Source organism: Burkholderia sp. 9120 (assembly GCF_000745015.1).
GTDB lineage: Bacteria > Pseudomonadota > Gammaproteobacteria > Burkholderiales > Burkholderiaceae > Paraburkholderia.
The window spans coordinates 1,952,304-1,969,720 of the sequence record NZ_JQNA01000002.1 but is presented as its reverse complement, the minus strand read 5'-3'; the positions used below and the strand labels follow the sequence as shown (position 1 = coordinate 1,969,720).

Here is a 17,417-nt window from a genome sequence, read left to right as displayed (position 1 = left end):
GATGTCCGATCCCGATCAGTCAGACGGTGCCGGGATACGAACAACACATGCCGATCGATTCCAACGAAGTCCGGAATAAACACTGAAGTCCCGTGTTCACCTTCATGTAGACAGAAGCCGAGGCATTGAGTCGCTGCCGGATCAGAGAGTAACAAGATTGATCTCACATCCAGTCGCGACACCGGAATGTAATTTAGTTAGTAATCCGGTGGAAATAAAACGGTGCTTGAAAAAAACGTAGTCGTAGTGATGTGCAGATTGGTATTTATCCGGTTTCGCTAGCCGCTCGTGCAGCCCGGAAACTTTAATTCACTTATGGAGTTTTGATCATGTCGAAGATTCTTGTTGGTATCGCTCTCGCCGTTGCCACCCTTGGCGCTCCGGTTCTCAGTTTCGCGCAGTCAAACGCTCCGCTGACACGTGCGGAAGTGCGGGCCGATCTGGTTCGTGTCGAACACGCAGGTTACAACCCGGCACGCGGCGACGACGTCGATTACCCGGCGGACATCCAGGCCGCGGAAGCCAAGATCGCTGCACAGAACGATCAGCCGCTCAGCACGCAGGCCTTTGGCGGTGTCGCACAGAACGGTACTTCAGCATCGGGTGCGCCGGTGCATATGGCGATGTACTCGAACTGCGTTGGTCCGGTCAGCTTCTGCAACCTTTACTTCGGCAGCTAAGTGACGCATGTCGGATTCTGAGCACGGTACGCCGATGCGCAGGATCCCGTCCAGCTCGATTCGCAGAGGTAGGCGGCTTGATCGACGAGCGTTTCGCGTGCCATGTGCAAGGCGCGCCATACGGCATTGGAGCCTTTGCCGGATCTCGCGCGTCTTGCTGATGCCCATACCAAAGTATTAGAACAACACCTTTGAATTTGATCTGTGCAAACGAGCGTAGGGATTACGACGCTGACGAAGCAGCGATAAGCTTGAGTCATTCGCTGGAGACGCAACTTGATAAGTTTCTCAAGACGTCGATATTAAAGCAGGCGCTGTACGTGAGGAAAAGGGTTTAGAAGAGCCTCGCGGAAAGACGTTCATTCGTCAATGTAGCTTGTTATATGACCATCGAATTGCTTTCTAACCAAGTCACTATCACTTTATTCATCACTTTAACCGAGGTGTTTCCATCATGAAGAACGTTATCGTTTCCATCGCTCTCGCCGTTGCTACCCTTGGCGCACCGGTTCTCAGCTTCGCTCAGTCGAATGCGCCGCTTACCCGTGCGGAAGTGCGCGCCGATCTGGTTCGTGTCGAACAGGCCGGCTACATCCCGTCGCGTGGTAACGACCTCGACTACCCGGCCGATATTCAGGCAGCCGAAGCAAAGATCGCGTCGCAAAACGATGGACAACTGGCCATGCAGGCAGTCGGCGGCGTTGCGCAGAACGGCAGCTCGGCTTCGGGATCGATGACCCATACCTCGATGCATTCGAATTGCGTCGGCCCGGTCAGCTTCTGCAACGTGTTTTTCGGTAGCTAGGCGATGCATTGCGCCGATCCCACGCACCGGTGTCATGCGCTGACGTCATGCGCGGGATCGCCAGCGCGATAACCCGAACACAGAAGTAGGTGGCTTGATAGACCGGCGCGTCGCGAGGCGATGTGTGGTGACGAATCAAGTCAGCTACTTTTTCAAACGACCAATCCTTATCAATGGAGTTCACCGTGAAGATTTTGCCTTTCGCCGCATCGGTCCTGTCCCTGTCCGCCTGCCTGTTCGCCTCCTCGGCCGCTATGGCGCAAGATGCCAAACCGGCCGCCGCGCCGATCAAAAACATCGTCCTCGTGCATGGCGCGTGGGTGGATGGCTCGGGTTGGAAGCCGGTCTATGACATTCTCACCAAAGACGGCTACCACGTCACGATGGTGCAGGAACCGCTGACCTCGCTCGACGACGACGTCGCCGCGACCAAACGCGTCATCGACCTGCAGGACGGCCCGACCATTCTCGTGGCGCACAGCTACGGCGGCTCGATCATCACCGAGGCCGGCGTCGATCCGAAGGTGACCGGCCTGGTGTACGTCGCCGCTCATGCGCCGGCGGTCGGCGAAGACGAATCGGATCTGGGCAAGCAATACCCGAGCTATACGTCGAAGCAGCCGGGCGCCATCAAGAAGACAGACGACGGCTACACGTACCTGAATCCGGCCGATTTTCCGAAGGATTTCGCCGCCGACCTGCCGCTGAAACAAGCTCAATTCGAAGCGCAATCGCAGATCCTGACGGCCGCCAAGGTCTTCTCGCAGCCGATGACGGTCGCCGCCTGGACCAACAAGCCGAGCTGGGGCATCGTCGCGGCCGACGACAAGATCATCAACCCGGACCTGGAGCGTTTCTACTACCAACGCGCGCATAGCCACACCACGGTGCTGGCGGGTGCGAGCCACTCGGTCTACGAATCGCGTCCGAAGGAAGTGGCCGCGGTGATCGAAGACGCAGCGAAGCACGCCCAGCAGTAAGGCGCCGAACGGGCAGCCGGATAAGCCGCCGTATCGAATGGCGTGTCGATCTCGCTGCCCATGACCGGAGGCCATGCATCCGGGCGGCGCACAGGAACGTGGCCGCTGCCATGAGGCGGGCGGCGCGTTCCGGGCAGACCAACGAGGGCAGCCAGAATGAAGCATTGGAACCAACAAAGCGAAGAGCGTCGGCGGCGCATTGCAGCCGGTGCTCCGTTCGCGCAGGGCAAGGCAGTCGATGCAAATCGGCTGGCCGAATTCCTGAGCGTCGTGATTCAGCCGGGCGATCGCGTCTGCCTGGAAGGTAACAATCAGAAGCAGGCCGATGTGCTGGCGCGCGCGCTGGCCGACGCCGATCCGCAGATCCTGCACGACCTGCACATGGTTCAGTCCGGCGTAGTCCTGCCTGAGCATCTCGACCTGTTCGAGAAGGGCATCGCGAAGAAGCTCGATTTTTCGTACTCGGGCCCACAGGCCGCGCGCATGGCTCGCATGCTGTTTAGCGGCAAGATTCAACTGGGCGCCATCCACACCTACCTGGAACTGTTCGCACGTTATTTCGTGGACCTGACGCCTCAGGTCGCGTTGATCGCGGCAGTCAGCGCGGATCGCGATGGCAATCTCTATACCGGACCCAACACGGAAGACACGCCGACCGTCGTCGAGGCGACCAGCTTCGGTAACGGCATCGTCATTGCGCAGGTCGGCGAGATCGTCGACAAGGTGCCGCGTGTCGATATTCCCGGCGACCAGGTGCACTTTTTCGTCAATGCGAACAAGCCGTTCTACGTCGAGCCACTGTTTACCCGCGACCCGGCGGCCATCACCGAAACGCAGGTTCTCACGGCCATGCTGGCCATTAAAGGGCTCTACATGCCCTACGGCGTGCGCAGGCTGAACCATGGCATCGGCTTCAACACCGCGGCCATCGAACTGCTGCTGCCGACCTACGGCGAGAAGCTGGGCCTGCGCGGCAAGATTTGCACGCACTGGGCGCTGAACCCGCACCCCACGTTGATTCCTGCGATCGAAGCCGGTTGGGTGGAACGCGTGCATTGCTTCGGCTCGGAAGTCGGCATGGAAGACTATCTCGCCGCGCGGTCCGACGTCTTCTTTACGGGCGCAGACGGCTCATTGCGGTCGAATCGGGCGATCTCGCAAACGGCGGGGCTCTATGCCTGCGACATGTTCATCGGCTCGACGCTGCAGATCGATCTGGAAGGGCACAGCTCGACGGTAACCGCGTGCCGCGTCGCCGGTTTTGGCGGTGCGCCGAACATGGGTTCGGACGCCCGGGGCCGTCGCCATCCGAGCGCGCCGTGGTTGCGCGCGGGCATGGAAGCACAGCCCGATGTAGCCGGTCCGCTGCGCCGCGGGCGCAAGCTGGTGGTGCAGATCGGAGAAACCTTCGGCGAGGCGAATGCGCCGCTGTTCGTCGAACGTCTTGCCGCGCTCGAACTGGCTGAGAAGCTGGATCTCGATCTCGCACCCGTGATGGTTTATGGCGACGACACGACCCATATCGTGACCGAGGAAGGCATCGCCAATCTGCTGCTGTGCCGTACTAAAGACGAGCGCGAGCAGGCCATTCGCGGCGTGGCGGGATTTACCGAGGTGGGCCGTCAGCGCGACCGGAAGATGGTCAATCAGCTGCGCGAGCGCGGCGTGATTCAACGCCCTGAAGACTTGGACATCGATCCGCTGGATGCCGACCGCAGCCTGCTGGCGGCGCGCTCGATCAAGGATCTGATGCGCGCTTCCGGTGGTCTGTATCAACCGCCCAGCCGTTTCCGCAACTGGTAAGAGGGACACCATGGAATCGCTTAATTTCGAACTGGCGACACCGCGCGCCGCACGAGGTAAACGCGCCACGGCGCTGGTCGGCGTGGTGGCGTCGGGCAATCTCGAAGTCCTGCTGGAACGTGAAGGCCCGGCGGATCGTTGCACGATTAACGTCAGCACCGCCGCGCACGGTTTCCGGCCCCTATGGCAAGCCGTGATCGACGACTTCGTGGCGCGTCGCGCGGCCGGCGGCCTGCGCATCTCGATCAACGACGGTGGCGCCCGGCCCGATACGGTCTCGCTGCGGCTGGCGCAAGGCGTGCGTCTGATGGAAGAGCCGGCCGCCGTCGCGGACACCGCCGACACCGCTTACACCGCTTATACGCCGCGATCCACCGGATGGTTCGAGTCCGGCGCGCGGCAGCGCCTTCAGGCGCTGGTCGATCCCGGCACGCTCAACGAATCTGTCGGACCCGCCGAGCGCGAGAGCAGTCAGCATCTCGGCATCTTCGGTTTACCGTCCCAGTTCGACGACGGTATCGTGATCGGTTCGGCGTCGATTGAAGGCCGGCCCGTGCTGGTCGCGGCCCAGGAAGGGCGCTTCATGGGCGGCGCGTTCGGCGAAGTGCACGGCGCGAAGCTGACCGGCCTGCTGCGCGTCGCGCACGCCATGAAGCGTGACGTCGTGATCGCGTTCGACACGGGCGGTGTGCGGCTGCAGGAGGCGAACGCGGGGGAACTGGCGATCGCCGAGATCATGCGCGCGCTGGTCGTGGCTCGCGAAGGCGGCGTTCGGGTGATCGGGTTGATCGGCGGCCGTGCCGGCTGTTATGGCGGAGGCGGTTTGATCGCCGGCTGCTGTTCGACGCTGATCATCTCGGAGCAGGGGCGCATCAGCGTGTCCGGTCCCGAAGTGATCGAAACCAACAAGGGCGTCGAAGAATTCGACTCGCGCGATCGCGCGTTTGTCTGGCGCACGATGGGCGGCAAGCACCGCTACCTGATCGGCGGCGCCGATGCCTACGCGGACGACGACGCGCACGCGTTTCGTCGTGCCGTGGCGGCGGCACTTGCGCGGCCCGCATGCCTCGATCAGTCCGTGCTGCGCGCTGAACATGTTCGCCTGGCACGGCGCCTGAAGCGCTTCGGCGATTGTCACGACGCATGCGATATCTGGCAGGCCATGGGTCTTGCCGATGCACAAGCGGTGCCGGGTTTAACAACCGACACCTTTCTCGACGAGGCGAATGCCCACAGGGAGAATGCTGATGACGCTCGATAACATCCTTACTTCACTGTTCGTCGATCCGGGCGAAATCAAGTTCAATGGCAACCGGCTCGCCGGCACCGCGCGCGTCCAGGGTGGTCCGTTGCTTCATGTCCTGGGCTTCACGAACCGTGCACCGCTCGGCGTCGACGAAGCGATCGAACTCGCCGCTCAGGTGCTCGACATCGTGGACGCGGCCGACACAGCCGATACGGCGCCGATCCTGGTGCTGATCGATTCCAGCAGCCAACGGATGAGCCGCCGCGACGAACTGTTGGGCCTCAGCGAATATCTGGCGCATCTGGCGAAGTGTCTGCTGCTGGCCGAGTCGGCAGGTCATCGCACCATTGGTCTGCTGTACGGCGGCAGCGCCGCGGGCGCCTTTATCGCCACCGCGCTCGCGTGCGGCACGCTGGTCGCGTTGCCCGGCGCGCATCCCGAGGTCATGGACCTGCCGTCCATGGCGCGCGTCACCAAACTTCCTCTCGATGTCCTCAAGGAAAAGGCCGGCACGACACCGGTCTTTGCGCCCGGCCTGGACAACCTCGTGAAGACGGGCGGCATCGCTCAGGTCTGGGACGCGACGCAGCCGCTGGCGGGGCAACTCGTCGCGTTACTGGACAGCACGGCGACGCCGCGGAACGACGACCCACGAGCGAGCCTCGGACTCGCGCGAGGCGGACGTGGAAAGGCCGCGCGCATTGCCGAGCGGGTGCGCGACGAGGTACGCCGTCATGCTTGATTTCAAGCTGCCGATCGAACGTCATCGCCTCGTCTGGGTGGACCCGGCCCGATGGAGCGAAGTCATCGCCAAAGAACCCGCGCTGCTCGATGAGCCGCTCGTGGCCGGCTGGGCCGACGCGGGGCGGCCGGTCATTAGCCGCCGCGCCGTGTGCAGCGACGAAGCGACGATGGCGCCGCTCGGCCTGCCGTTGCCGCCCGCATGGGGCAAGGGCCGCGTCTCGCTGCGCGTGCCGCTCGACGCGCTGGTCGACGACGCGCCAGCACCGCTGCTCAAGGCGGCCGCGTGCACGGCACCGGCAGCGTGGCTGGGCGCGATCGGCGCGCTCCTGGAAATCGACAGCAAAGTGCGATGTTTTGGCAGCCTCGCCTGGCAATACCTGACCGGGCTCCCTTATGTCACCGCCACCTCGGACCTCGATCTATTGTGGGGCGTCGGTGACGCGTCGCGTGCGACGGCGCTGACCCGTCGCATCGAACGTGTGGCGAAATCCGCGCCCATGCGTATCGACGGCGAGCTGGTGAGTCCGTCGGGGCGCGCCGTGCAATGGATGGAGTGGCGCTCCGACGCCGGCATGCTACTCGCCAAGCATACCGACGGGGTCCGGCTGGTCGAACGCGATGAGGTGTATCGATGAGCACGTTACCTGTCACCACGTCGGTTCGCGAGGATGACGATGCCGTCGCCGCAGCCATCGGTCACCTCGCGAGTGCCTGTTTGCAACTGGAAGTGATGACCTATCCGAAACCCGGGCTGGTCAGTCAGATCGACAATGGCGCCCATGACGACATGGATGCGGCGTTGATGTGCCGCAGCGCCGCCGCGCTGAAGCCGTATTTCGTCGAGCTCGGGCAGGCCGGGATGGACGGCGCGCGCATGCCTGAATTGCGCGCCATCGGTCTCGCGGCCGAACGGGCGATGATGGCCGCCACGGAGGGCGTCAACACGCATCGCGGCGCGATCTTCGGCATGGGGCTGCTGTGCGCCGCCGCCGGTTTTCGCGCGGCGTTCAAGCCGGGCGGCACGCTCGGCGCCGTGATCGCACGGGAATGGGGCGACGGCATTGTCGAAGGTCCGGTCACAGTGGATAGTCACGGCGCGCGCGTTAGCCGTTTTTTCAACGTGGGGGGCGCGCGCAAAGAGGCGGCGAGCGGTTTCCCGTCTATCTATGCGTGCGCATTGCCGGCCGTGCTGCAAGGTGAATCGCTGCGGCCACGCGACATCGAAGCCGCACGCGTTCACGCGCTAATGTCGCTGATCGCCCAGGTCGACGATACGAACCTCCTGTATCGAGGTGGCGCCGACGCGCTGTCTTTTGCGCGTGCACAGGCGTCCGGGTTTCTCGCGCGCGGCGGCGTCGGCGCGCCGGATTGGCGTGCTGCCGCGATTGCGATGCATCACGCGTTCGTCGCGCGCAGGCTCAGTCCCGGCGGATGCGCCGATCTGCTGGCCATGACGCTGTTCGTTCGGCATGCGGGGTAAGCCATGCTTGCACTTTTATGTTCGGGGCAGGGCAGGCAGAGCCGCGGCATGTTCGATCTGTTCGCCGGCTTGCCGGAGGCCGAGCCGGTGTTCGCCGCCGCGGCCGACGTGCTCGGCCGTGATCCGCGTCACTTTATTTCCGAAGCCGACGACGGGATGCTTCAGCGCAATCGTGCCAGTCAACTACTCAACGTCACGCGCGCACTCGTCGCGCAACGCTGCCTGAATTCAGCGCTGCCTTCGAGTCTGCTGGTCGCGGGCTACAGCGTCGGTGAAATGGCCGCGTGGGGAATTGCCGGCGTATGGTCGGTCGCGGATACGCTGCGTGTGACTGCGCGCCGCGCTGAGCTGATGGATCGGGAGAGCGGTGCCGACGATGCGCTGGGATTCGTGCGTGGACTCGACCATGACATCGTTCAGGCGATGACGGCGCAAGCCGGTTGCGCGATCGCGATCGTCAATCCGGCGCAGCTGTTTATCGTCGGCGGGGCGCGTGAGCAGGTCATGCGTTTCTGTGACGATGCGCGGCGGGCCGGGGCATCGCATAGCGGGCTGCTGCCGGTGCATGTCGCGTCGCATACCCTGCGGTTGAGCGGCGCGGTCGAGCCTTTCGAACAGGCGCTCGCCGCGCTTCAACCGCAGCGTGTCACGAGCGCGCGCAGGTTGCTGGGTGCGGCCAACGCGGAGGCCGTCTTTGATCCCAGGCGGGCGCTCAAGGGCCTCGCGTTGCAGTTGGCCAGCACCATCGATTGGAACGCGGTTCTGATCGCGCTGATCGAGCAGGGCGTCGACACGATGCTTGAACTCGGGCCCGGCAACGCACTGGCCGAGATGGTTCACGCGGCCTTTCCTTCGATCCGGGTTCGGGCACTGGATGAGTTTCGCTCCATAGCAGGTGCAAAAGCCTGGGTTCGCAGCTGACTTCAGCGCTGACTTCTCCCCGAGGGGTTCCTGACAATCTGTTTCCTGTTCCAGATCAAGAAAAAAGGGTGAAATGGTCGCGTCCAGACCTCAAACGGCCTCGTAATCCAATACCAATGGATGATTCACAAGTAGGCTCGTCGTTACCTACAATGAACCTCATGAAAGGGCGCTCATTACCCGTTACCCCGTCCAAGGAAGACTCATTTTGTCAAATCCTCTGATCGTTTCCATAATTGACGATGATGAATCCGTGCGCATTGCGACGTCCAGCCTTGTGCGTTCTCTGGGCTGGGACGCGCATCTGTTCCATTCGGCGGAAGCCTTTCTCGCGTCGGACGATGTCGGGCAGACGGCATGTGTGATTTCCGATGTCCAGATGCCTGGCATGACAGGTCTCGATTTGCTGCGTAAGCTTATCGATCAAGGCTATGCGCCACCCTTCATCTTCATCTCGGCTTTTCGTTCCGATCTGGCGTACCGGGCGGCCATGGCACACGGTGCAATTTGTTTTCTCAACAAACCGGTCGATGGTTCCGTCGTCGCGCAATGCCTGGCAAAACTGAAGAACAAGCGCGGAGATCTCATTCATTGAGGCTTCGAATACAAAAGTATTGTATTTAAACGCACCGCATTTTTTCGATCTATATCAAAATGGCGCGTTGCCATTTTGCGAGACGAAGATGCCCCAACCTGTGCCGTCTTTTCCTGCTTCCGAAGCGTCCCAAAACATGACCGTTCGCGACCGTGCCATCGGCCTGAGACTTCCCGATCCTCGCGTGTTGTCGACGCTGGCAGCCACGATCGCGCTAATCGTTTTCGGAATCGATGCGTTCACGCCGCTGGATATTGCCATTGCGGTGCTCTACGTGATAGTCGTCATGCTGGTCGCGATGACCGGAAATAGATTTTTGACAATCGCGACTACGTGGGTTTCCGTTCTCCTCACGCTCGGCGCTTTCTTCTTTTCGCACGATGCGAGTTACACTACGCCCGCCATCGCGCGTTGCGTGGTCAGTCTGCTAGCGATCGCCATTGCTTCGATTCTTGCCATACGCAATCAGACCAGCGCCGCGCGCCTGCTGGAGCATGTGCAGCTTATCGACATGACACACGATGCGATCGTTGTCTACGGCATGAACGGTGTCATCAGCTTTTGGAATCAAGGCGCGCACGCGCTGTATGGATGGACGCCCGAGGAAGCAGTCGGTCGCAGCATTCATGCATTGACGCGGACGAAATCGCCGGTTCCGCTCGACCAGATCAATCAGCAATTGCTCGATACGGATCAGTGGGACGGCGAACTTGAACGCACGCGCGAAGACGGTTCCCAGGTAATCGTGGCAAGCCGTCTTCGCCTGTGGCGCGATTCGTCCGGTATGCCAAGGGCGGTGCTGGCGACGAACAATGACATTACCGCGAAGAAACACATGCAAGCGGAACTGCAGCGCAGCGAAGTCATGCTCGCGGAGGCGCAGCGTCTGAGTAAGACCGGCAGTATCGCGATGCGTGTGGCTAGCGGCGACATGACGTGGTCAGAAGAGGCTTACAGGATTTTCGATTATCCGCTGGACGCCGCCCCTTCCATCAAGTTGATCGAGGCGCGCACGTTGCGGGAAGATCGCGCGATCGTGCACCGCGTGAGCGAGCAATTACATGCAGGCAAAGCGGAGATCGATGTCGAGTATCGATTAAGCATGCCCGATGGTGGCGTCAAGTATGTGCATCTCGTGGCACATGCAGTGCATACGGAAGATCAGGCCGCGCATGAGTATATCGGCGCGCTGATCGATGTCACCGAAGTAAGGCGCGCGAATGAAGCGTTGGAGCAGTCGATGTCTGAACTCGCACACATATCGCGCGTGACGACGCTAGGCGAAATGGCGTCTTCAATAGCGCATGAAGTCACACAACCAATTGCTGCGATCGTTACGCATGGGGATGCGGCGTTGCGCTGGCTCAACCGGACGCAGCCAGACATGGAAGAAGTCGTACAATCGATTGATCAGATGATTCGAGACGCCCGGCGCGCTAGCGACATCGTACGCCAGATCCGCTCGATGGCGCAAAAACGCGGCCCCAATCAAGAGAATGTCGATCTCAACTTATTAATTGAGGAATCGATCGAACTGGTGCGGCGCGAGTTGCAGCATCATCGCGTGGGCTTGACGTCCCAACTCAATAGCACGGCCCCGCCGATATGCGCCGATCGTGTGCAGATTCAACAAGTGTTAATCAACCTGTTGATGAATGGTGCGCAGGCAATCTCGGCGCACGAGAGCAATGTCCGGCAAATGCGTATATCGACACATCGACACAATGACGACCACGTTTTGACCATTGTCAAAGATTCGGGCTCTGGCATCGCCGAAGCAGATTCGACACGACTGTTCAGCCCTTTCTTCACGACAAAAAGCGACGGTATGGGTATGGGTCTATCGATTTGCCGTTCGATCATCGAGAGTCACGGCGGGCGAATCTGGGCAGAATCGCCCGAGGAGGGCGGCGCAGAACTGCACTTCATTTTGCCCACATCAACCAAGTTCGCATGACGGTGTCGGTTGACTGTTAGCCGTAGTTGGGCTCTATGCCAAGGGCTTCGGCCTTGCGTACAAGATCCGCGACGGAGCGTGAAGCCATTTTCCTCATCAACTGCCCGCGATGAATCTTAACGGTGATTTCGCTCAGATTCAGTTCCGCAGCGATCTGCTTATTCATCAGACCCGCGACGACGTGCGCCATCACTTCCTTTTCCCGCGGCGTCAGTGTTGCGTAACAGCCACGCACCAAGGCTTTGGTCTGATCTCCCGCTAGCCGTTCGGCGTCGCGGGCAAGCGCGTTCGCGATGGCGTCAAGCATCGTCTGGTCGCGAAACGGTTTCGTCAAGAAATCAAGTGCGCCAGCTTTCATCGCACGCACTGACATTTCGATGTCACCGTGCCCTGTAATGAACAACACTGGAATGCCAAGGCCGCCGCGGGCAATATCTTCCTGTAGCGCGAGACCGCTTTCATGGCGCAGTCGGACGTCGAGGATAAGACAGCTTGGGACATTGGCCTTCGTGCAATTCACGAATTCTTGCGCTGTCGCGAAGGTTTCGACATTCAGGTCGACCGAGCGTAACAACGCACTGAGTGCCGAGCGCATGGAATCGTCGTCGTCGACGACATACACCATCGATGCCGTGCTGGATTCGCTTGCCACGTAACGCTCCTGGGAAGGGATGTGCATTGATAAATAATAGCGCAGGCCCGATCGATAAGAGTGCCCTTTGGGCACGGGCAGCCCACACCTGGATATCGAGCAGACCACCGATCGGCGTGTGTTTTCTTGATCGCCAAAAGCGGCAATCGCTTCACGGCCGCTGGGTTATTTCTGTTCGTGGCGTTGATACGACTCAACGAACTGGTTCGGTAGTCAGTGTAACAGCCGGTCTCGCCGGGTGAGACGATTCAGGCGTGCATCGGCAAACATGATGACCTCCGCAGGAGTGGTTCGAGGAACACGATCAAACTTCGATTTATCACGCTGAGTTTGAGCTGGTGTTGGGTATTCAGGCTGACCGCTCGCGCAACGTGCTCGGCCTGTGGATTGAACATGCAGAGGCCGCGAAGTTTTGGCTCAAGGTGTTCAATGAACTCAGGCCCCGTGGCTGCCAGGACATCCTGATCGCGGCGGTCGACGGTCTGAAAGGACTGGCCGAGGCGATCGGTATGGCTTACCCCGCACTGCGGGGTAGATCTGCCGCCAGTGCAATGCGAAACTTCGATGTACTGATGAGCCATTTTGTATTTGGACAAGGCCGACGTGCATGCCGTCGTTCAGTTTCGACAACTCAGTGTGTGTGAGCAAAGGGGCTCGTTGCCTCGCTCAATTATGCCGAAGATTGTGTTCGAGAGCCTCGATCCGGAGGCGTTTGAATTTCTTAAAAGCCAAGTGGAATTGGCGGACGGCAGTGAACCGCCTCTGTACTGGTTATGTGATGTAGTGCGAGTGCTTGACGCTGTGAATGAGACAGCCTCAAAAATGAAGATCAAGCATTTCGAGAACGGTCAAAAATATTACAGTTTTCTCGGTGGAACATCGCTTAAATTCCGCGACGATCTCGACGTTTCGTATCATATTTTCCGCTTGAAATTTTCCTCGCCGTCTGTCGTCTGTGATCAGAAATTTAAATTTGCTTTCAGAAATGCTGCAGTAAAGGGCATGGATTTCGGAAACACCACCAAGTTTTGATAATTGTCGGGGACCTTCATGGCCGCTGCGTTCCAGGATCATCACATCATCCCTCAGGATTTCGCTGATAACCCGGTCATCGAGTTCTTGACTGAAAACGGTCTGTATGACGTGCAGGCTTCGGGTAACCGGATCTTTCTGCTTGCATCGACAACTCTGGCCGGCACCTTAGGTACGAGTCCGCATAACGGTGGTCCTTTGGACTCCTATCAGCAGTCGGTCACGACCTACCTTGTTGCCGGTCAAGTCGCGGCGGACACAACGGGACAATTTATTGGAACTGTCGAACCTCTATAAATTTTTCGATGATCCGCCTGCGCAGCTTGCTGAAATTAAACCGGTCCACATAAGGCAGTACTTGTCATGGCGTAGTGAGTTGGCGCGGCAATGGTACGTCGAGAGGAAGCGGTCAGTGCCCGTTCAGCCAGGTCATGTTCGAGCTAACCGCGAAGTCGCCTTGTTTTCGCATATCTTCAACTTTGCGCGCGAGCACGGCATTACGGACGCTGTCAATCCTTGTGTGGGCGTTCGTCGTAACAGGGAGTCGGGGCGAACGGTGTATGTTGAAGACGATTTGTTTCGCCAGATGTGGGAAGCGGCGGATCAGCCGACGAAAGATGCGATGGACTTGGCGTACTTGACTGGGCAAAGGCCAGCGGATACTTTGAAGTTCGCGGAGAGCGATATTCGAGGTGGGGAGCTTTGGGTCGAGCAGGGCAAGCGGGGCAAGAAGCTGCGCATTACAGTATCTGGCGAACTGGCGGTTGTAATCGACCGAATCCGGGCGCGCAAGGCGGCTTGCAGCGCAAGATGCGACGCGCTTGTGGTGAACGAACTGGGAGAGCGTCTGATGCGTGATGCGCTTCGGTTTCGTTTTGATCGAGCGCGGCTTGCGGCACGGGTGCAGAAGGATTTGTTTCAGTTTCGCGACCTGCGTGCGAAAGCCGGCACGGATAAGGCCGAGTCGTCCGGTGATATTCGAGCTGCCCAGCTTCAGTTAGGGCATAAATCGTTGAAGATGACGGAGCACTATGTGCGCGAGCGCAAGGGCGACAAGGTTGATCCTACGAAGTGATGTATTCATCCAAGAATAGCTCGGGATAGAATGCGCTGACACGCCTCGAAGATGTCGAGTGAGGCAATGCACAATGAAAATACTTGCTGGCGGGGTCCTATGTACAAGTACCAATTTGTTGTTAAGAATTATCGGTGTTTCTCCGACTCTAATCCGGCACGTTTTGTAATCTCGAGAGGTATGACAGGGTTGTTGGGTGTTAATAACTCCGGGAAATCTGCTTTATTGAAAATGTTTCAGGAGCTAAGGAATGTTTTTCAGGCTGCCGCTAACTATAACTCTGTCGGCGCTGATGAGGCGTTTGCAGCGCAGTTTGTTCATGTGCTAGACCAGTCTGAAGTATTTTTTGATGGTAACGCCCGTCCGTTATCGATTGAAATTGAAATACTAGAAATTGAAGATGTGCTGCCGGGAAACCGCAGGCCGATCAAAAAGGTGCTACTGGCCTGCGCGCAAGGGCAGAATCGCAATCCCTATGCATGGTCGCTAGCCTACTACGTAGGCGACTCGCCCCTTCAGCGAACTAGTCAAAACCTTGTGACGAGCGGTGATGACCGTGCCACCGTTCAACTCCCCAATACAAATTTTTTCTACAGTATGTCGGCAATCAAGGAGATGCTGGCAGTTTTTTCGAGTTCACTCTATATCGGACCATTTCGAAACGCGATCACTGTCGGGGCTGGTAATCATTTTGATTTGGCGGTCGGAGAGACGTTTATCAACGCGTGGAATGACTGGCAAAATGGATCTGATAAATCGCATAATCGTTCGATTAATGCTGTGACTGAAAACATAAGAAAAGTCATGGGTTTTGAGCGGTTGAGTATCACTGCATCGGTTGCGAATAAGACTCTGCAGGTGAACATTGATAACCGACCATTCAAATTGAATGAGGTGGGGTCGGGCTTGGCGCAGCTGGTTGTTGTGTTTGGCAACGCGCTTATCAGAAAGCCGACAATCGTGTTTATTGATGAGCCCGAGCTCAACTTGCACCCTCGCTTGCAGCTTGAGTTTTTGACGAATTTGGCTTCGTATGCATCGCATGGAGTAGTCTTCGCGACTCACTCAATCGGTTTGGCGAGGTCGGCGGCGGAACGGCTCTACACAGTATCTCGGGCGGGAGATAGCTCGAAAATTGAGCTTTATGACAGGACCGTTAGCTTGGTCGAGTTGCTTGGCGAATTGAGCTTTTCTGCTTACCGAGAAGTGGGTGCGGAAAAACTACTGCTTGTGGAGGGAACGACTGACGTGAAGGTGATGCAGCAGCTTCTGCGAAAGGCGGGGAAAGAGCACACGGTTGTGGTTCTGCCGTTAGGCGGAAACTCGCTCGCTCGAGATGGTGTAGAGCACGAGCTCGCGGAATTGAAGCGCGTTGCAAGTGACATTTCGGCCATTGTTGATAGTGAAAGGGACGCTGAGGGGGCGCCTGCAGCATCAGCAAGATCGGGCTTTGAAACGACTTGCCTTGGCTTGGGCTATCGTGTGTTGCTGACAGAACGCAGGGCCACCGAGAATTATTTTGATGACGTAGCTGTTAAGGCCGCTTTAGGGCCGTCATTTGGCGCGATCGGCCCTTATGAAAGGCTCAAGACGAAATCGAACGCGTGGGCGAAAGCTGACAATTGGCGTATTGCGCAAGAGTTGGACTGGGAGGCTCTTCGCGGGACGGATCTCGGGAAATTCATCGACGAGCTGTAACGGCAGATGTCCAAGTGGAGCGTGGCCCCCGCAGCTTTGCGGAGCAAGTGCGCTTTTGCGGAGCAAAGAAAAAGGGCTCAGCTTGCGCTGAGCCCTTTAAATCTTTGGTAGGCCGTACGGGATTCGAACCTGTGACCAACGGATTAAAAGTGCGAATCAAGGCATAACGCTGCATACGTATTCTACTAAAAATCAAGGGCTTGGCGCAACTAGGCTGCAGTGGCTCGCAGTCGAAAGCAGTTGTTCGCGACCGTGTCTGCCTCCCGGCCTGCCTCCCGATTTAGTCGGTTCAGGGCTGTCGCCCGACCGAACCGGCGGCCGCAGGGAGCAGAATTATCTGTGGTTTGGGCGTTCGACTAACCTCCGCATTGCAGTCGGTTTGGAGGGCTTTGAGGAATTCGGCCACCACGTAAAAGACAGTACGCTGAGCATCGTCCTTCAAGGGGCAATTCAGTACCTCGAAACCCCGCGCACCATAAGCGAAGCTAAAAAGACAGTTTCAGGTGTATGGTGACTTCAGGTCGACTGGGGTTGCTGTGGACTCTTCGCGACTCCTGCGCTTTGGGCGAGTACGAACAGGCCTCGTCGGCAACTCTTCCAACGTCTCCCATAGCCGTTTTGCGTAGCACACACCTGCAAACCACGTAGTGCCAGCAGTGAAGTGAAGACACCATAGTGCCGAAAGGCCAAGCGATACAAGGAGCACCAGAATATGCGCAAGGTCCAGGCTCGAATCCGTCAGAAAAGGCGCATACAAATGTAGAACGCCGCCATGCAGCATGGTTGCGATCATCGTCGCCACGGCGACACAGAACCCGACCCAACGCGAGCCGTAGGCGTTCCGGTTAAATCCGTAAGCGACCAATTCCGTAAAGACAAATGGAAAGCGCTTGCGGTCATTGGTAAGCGGCCGCAACTTATCTGCGGCAGCCGCATACGCTTCGTCTGCCTGCGCTGGATTCTGCTTTTCGTCCACCAGACTAGGCATTACGATTCCCAGCCGAACAGCGATAAGATCGTGGTAGCGAAGCTTGGTTTGCTGAGGCAAATGCATATCGCGATGCCTCAGCAGCAGCGTCGACGGCTGTCCGCCCCATCGTCGATATAAACTCTCTTGCGCACGCACCCCCCGGGTACGAACGAAGCTGGCCAGAAAGTAGGGGCCGCCGCACGTCGCAAGTACACTGCTAAGCCCTACGGCGATCGGACTCTTCGCGCCATATAGCAGCGCGACGTATGTTATCGCCGGAAGAAGTAACAGCAAACCAGGGAAGAGACGCGCGCGCAGTTCGTACTGGTCAAGCATCTTTGCGAAGATTTGGTTCCAGTTCATCGCCATCGCCCCTATGCGGCTTTCACTTGCAACGTGTACTCGGTTTCAACAGTGATGCTTCCGATGTAGTTGCCGAAGATGTCACCCCTCCCTTCGTCGGCCAAATGATCGACGGTGTAGACAGGATCCGAGACATAAAAATGGACTTTGTCGTCCACGCACTCCATCGTTACGTCGCCAGCGCTGTTCTGGGTGATCGTCTTGTAGCCAGTGTAATAGTGCAGATGACGCGACGGAGCCTCACCGATGATAATGATCTGAGGATCCAATTTTTCGAGCCAAGAGTCCGGGATTTTTCCGGATTCCCGGCCGTGGTGCGACGCGAAGACGACGGTATGTTGATTTGCACTGAATTCTGACCCACCTGACACGGTGATTTGCATCGAATATTGACCCACGTGGAACACACTGGCCCG

The 17,417-nt window shown here is 58.5% G+C and carries 18 protein-coding genes and 2 pseudogenes; 17 read left to right on the top strand and 3 right to left on the bottom strand.

Features of this window, described 5'->3' with window-relative positions; translation table 11 throughout:
* Positions 1–329 precede the first annotated feature (329 nt).
* The 12 genes and pseudogenes from FA94_RS16970 (at position 330) to FA94_RS16920 (ending at position 11,211) form a co-directional block, all read left to right on the top strand.
* Positions 330–680, top strand: a complete 351-nt coding sequence (locus FA94_RS16970; protein ID WP_035553211.1) for a DUF4148 domain-containing protein — start codon at positions 330–332, stop codon at positions 678–680.
* Between the two features lie 454 nt (positions 681–1,134).
* The gene (locus FA94_RS16965; protein WP_035553208.1) at positions 1,135–1,485 is read left to right on the top strand and encodes a DUF4148 domain-containing protein; all 351 of its coding nucleotides are present in this window, start codon (positions 1,135–1,137) and stop codon (positions 1,483–1,485) included.
* A 173-nt stretch (positions 1,486–1,658) separates the two neighbouring features.
* Complete coding sequence (locus FA94_RS16960; RefSeq protein WP_035553205.1) at positions 1,659–2,465, top strand: alpha/beta hydrolase; 807 nt, start codon at positions 1,659–1,661, stop codon at positions 2,463–2,465.
* Between the two features lie 156 nt (positions 2,466–2,621).
* A complete protein-coding gene (gene mdcA / locus FA94_RS16955; RefSeq protein WP_035553203.1) occupies positions 2,622–4,268 on the top strand; it encodes a malonate decarboxylase subunit alpha in 1,647 nt (548 codons plus the stop codon).
* Between the two features lie 10 nt (positions 4,269–4,278).
* Positions 4,279–4,512, top strand: a pseudogene (locus FA94_RS39480) (malonate decarboxylase acyl carrier protein); the annotation flags it as partial.
* Positions 4,513–4,575: 63 nt separating this feature from the next.
* Positions 4,576–5,529, top strand: a complete 954-nt coding sequence (locus tag FA94_RS16950) for a biotin-independent malonate decarboxylase subunit beta (protein WP_051981255.1) — start codon at positions 4,576–4,578, stop codon at positions 5,527–5,529.
* On the top strand, positions 5,516–6,256 hold the full coding sequence (locus FA94_RS16945; protein WP_035553200.1) for a biotin-independent malonate decarboxylase subunit gamma: 741 nt from the start codon (positions 5,516–5,518) through the stop codon (positions 6,254–6,256). The genes FA94_RS16950 and FA94_RS16945 overlap by 14 nt, the downstream gene beginning before the upstream one ends.
* The gene (gene mdcG / locus FA94_RS16940; protein ID WP_035553197.1) at positions 6,249–6,893 is read left to right on the top strand and encodes a malonate decarboxylase holo-[acyl-carrier-protein] synthase; all 645 of its coding nucleotides are present in this window, start codon (positions 6,249–6,251) and stop codon (positions 6,891–6,893) included. Before FA94_RS16945 ends, mdcG begins: the two co-directional genes overlap by 8 nt.
* Positions 6,890–7,738 (top strand): triphosphoribosyl-dephospho-CoA synthase MdcB, encoded by an 849-nt coding sequence (gene mdcB, locus FA94_RS16935; protein ID WP_035553194.1) that lies wholly within the window; start codon positions 6,890–6,892, stop codon positions 7,736–7,738. The genes mdcG and mdcB overlap by 4 nt, the downstream gene beginning before the upstream one ends.
* A gap of 3 nt (positions 7,739–7,741) precedes the next feature.
* Positions 7,742–8,659: an ACP S-malonyltransferase gene (locus FA94_RS16930; protein ID WP_035553192.1), complete on the top strand. Its 918-nt coding sequence runs from the start codon at positions 7,742–7,744 to the stop codon at positions 8,657–8,659.
* A 208-nt stretch (positions 8,660–8,867) separates the two neighbouring features.
* Positions 8,868–9,254: a response regulator transcription factor gene (locus FA94_RS16925; RefSeq protein ID WP_035553189.1), complete on the top strand. Its 387-nt coding sequence runs from the start codon at positions 8,868–8,870 to the stop codon at positions 9,252–9,254.
* Between the two features lie 88 nt (positions 9,255–9,342).
* Complete coding sequence (locus FA94_RS16920) at positions 9,343–11,211, top strand: PAS domain-containing sensor histidine kinase (RefSeq protein ID WP_231584980.1); 1,869 nt, start codon at positions 9,343–9,345, stop codon at positions 11,209–11,211.
* A gap of 16 nt (positions 11,212–11,227) precedes the next feature.
* Here FA94_RS16920 and FA94_RS16915 read toward each other — a convergent pair whose 3' ends face one another.
* Positions 11,228–11,890 (bottom strand): response regulator transcription factor, encoded by a 663-nt coding sequence (locus FA94_RS16915; protein WP_051980628.1) that lies wholly within the window; start codon positions 11,888–11,890, stop codon positions 11,228–11,230.
* A 308-nt stretch (positions 11,891–12,198) separates the two neighbouring features.
* On the opposite strand from FA94_RS16915, the pseudogene FA94_RS38055 reads away from it, so the two are divergent.
* The 5 genes and pseudogenes from FA94_RS38055 to FA94_RS16895 all read left to right on the top strand — a co-directional run.
* A pseudogene (locus FA94_RS38055) lies at positions 12,199–12,384 on the top strand (transposase); the annotation flags it as partial.
* A 67-nt stretch (positions 12,385–12,451) separates the two neighbouring features.
* Positions 12,452–12,895, top strand: coding sequence for an imm11 family protein (locus FA94_RS16905; protein WP_156126660.1), 444 nt, complete (start codon positions 12,452–12,454; stop codon positions 12,893–12,895).
* A gap of 18 nt (positions 12,896–12,913) precedes the next feature.
* Complete coding sequence (locus FA94_RS38680; RefSeq protein ID WP_156126659.1) at positions 12,914–13,192, top strand: hypothetical protein; 279 nt, start codon at positions 12,914–12,916, stop codon at positions 13,190–13,192.
* Positions 13,170–13,970 (top strand): tyrosine-type recombinase/integrase, encoded by an 801-nt coding sequence (locus FA94_RS16900; RefSeq protein ID WP_231584979.1) that lies wholly within the window; start codon positions 13,170–13,172, stop codon positions 13,968–13,970. The genes FA94_RS38680 and FA94_RS16900 overlap by 23 nt, the downstream gene beginning before the upstream one ends.
* Before the next feature lie 99 nt (positions 13,971–14,069).
* The gene (locus FA94_RS16895; protein WP_197070218.1) at positions 14,070–15,668 is read left to right on the top strand and encodes an AAA family ATPase; all 1,599 of its coding nucleotides are present in this window, start codon (positions 14,070–14,072) and stop codon (positions 15,666–15,668) included.
* A gap of 499 nt (positions 15,669–16,167) precedes the next feature.
* Here FA94_RS16895 and FA94_RS16890 read toward each other — a convergent pair whose 3' ends face one another.
* Entirely contained in the window at positions 16,168–17,001 is an 834-nt protein-coding gene (locus FA94_RS16890) for a hypothetical protein (protein ID WP_156126658.1), read from the bottom strand.
* 11 nt (positions 17,002–17,012) lie between these two features.
* Positions 17,013–17,384 carry a hypothetical protein gene (locus FA94_RS16885; RefSeq protein WP_197070217.1) on the bottom strand — a complete coding sequence of 124 codons (372 nt, stop codon included), beginning with the start codon at positions 17,382–17,384 and terminating at the stop codon, positions 17,013–17,015.
* Positions 17,385–17,417: the final 33 nt, after the last annotated feature.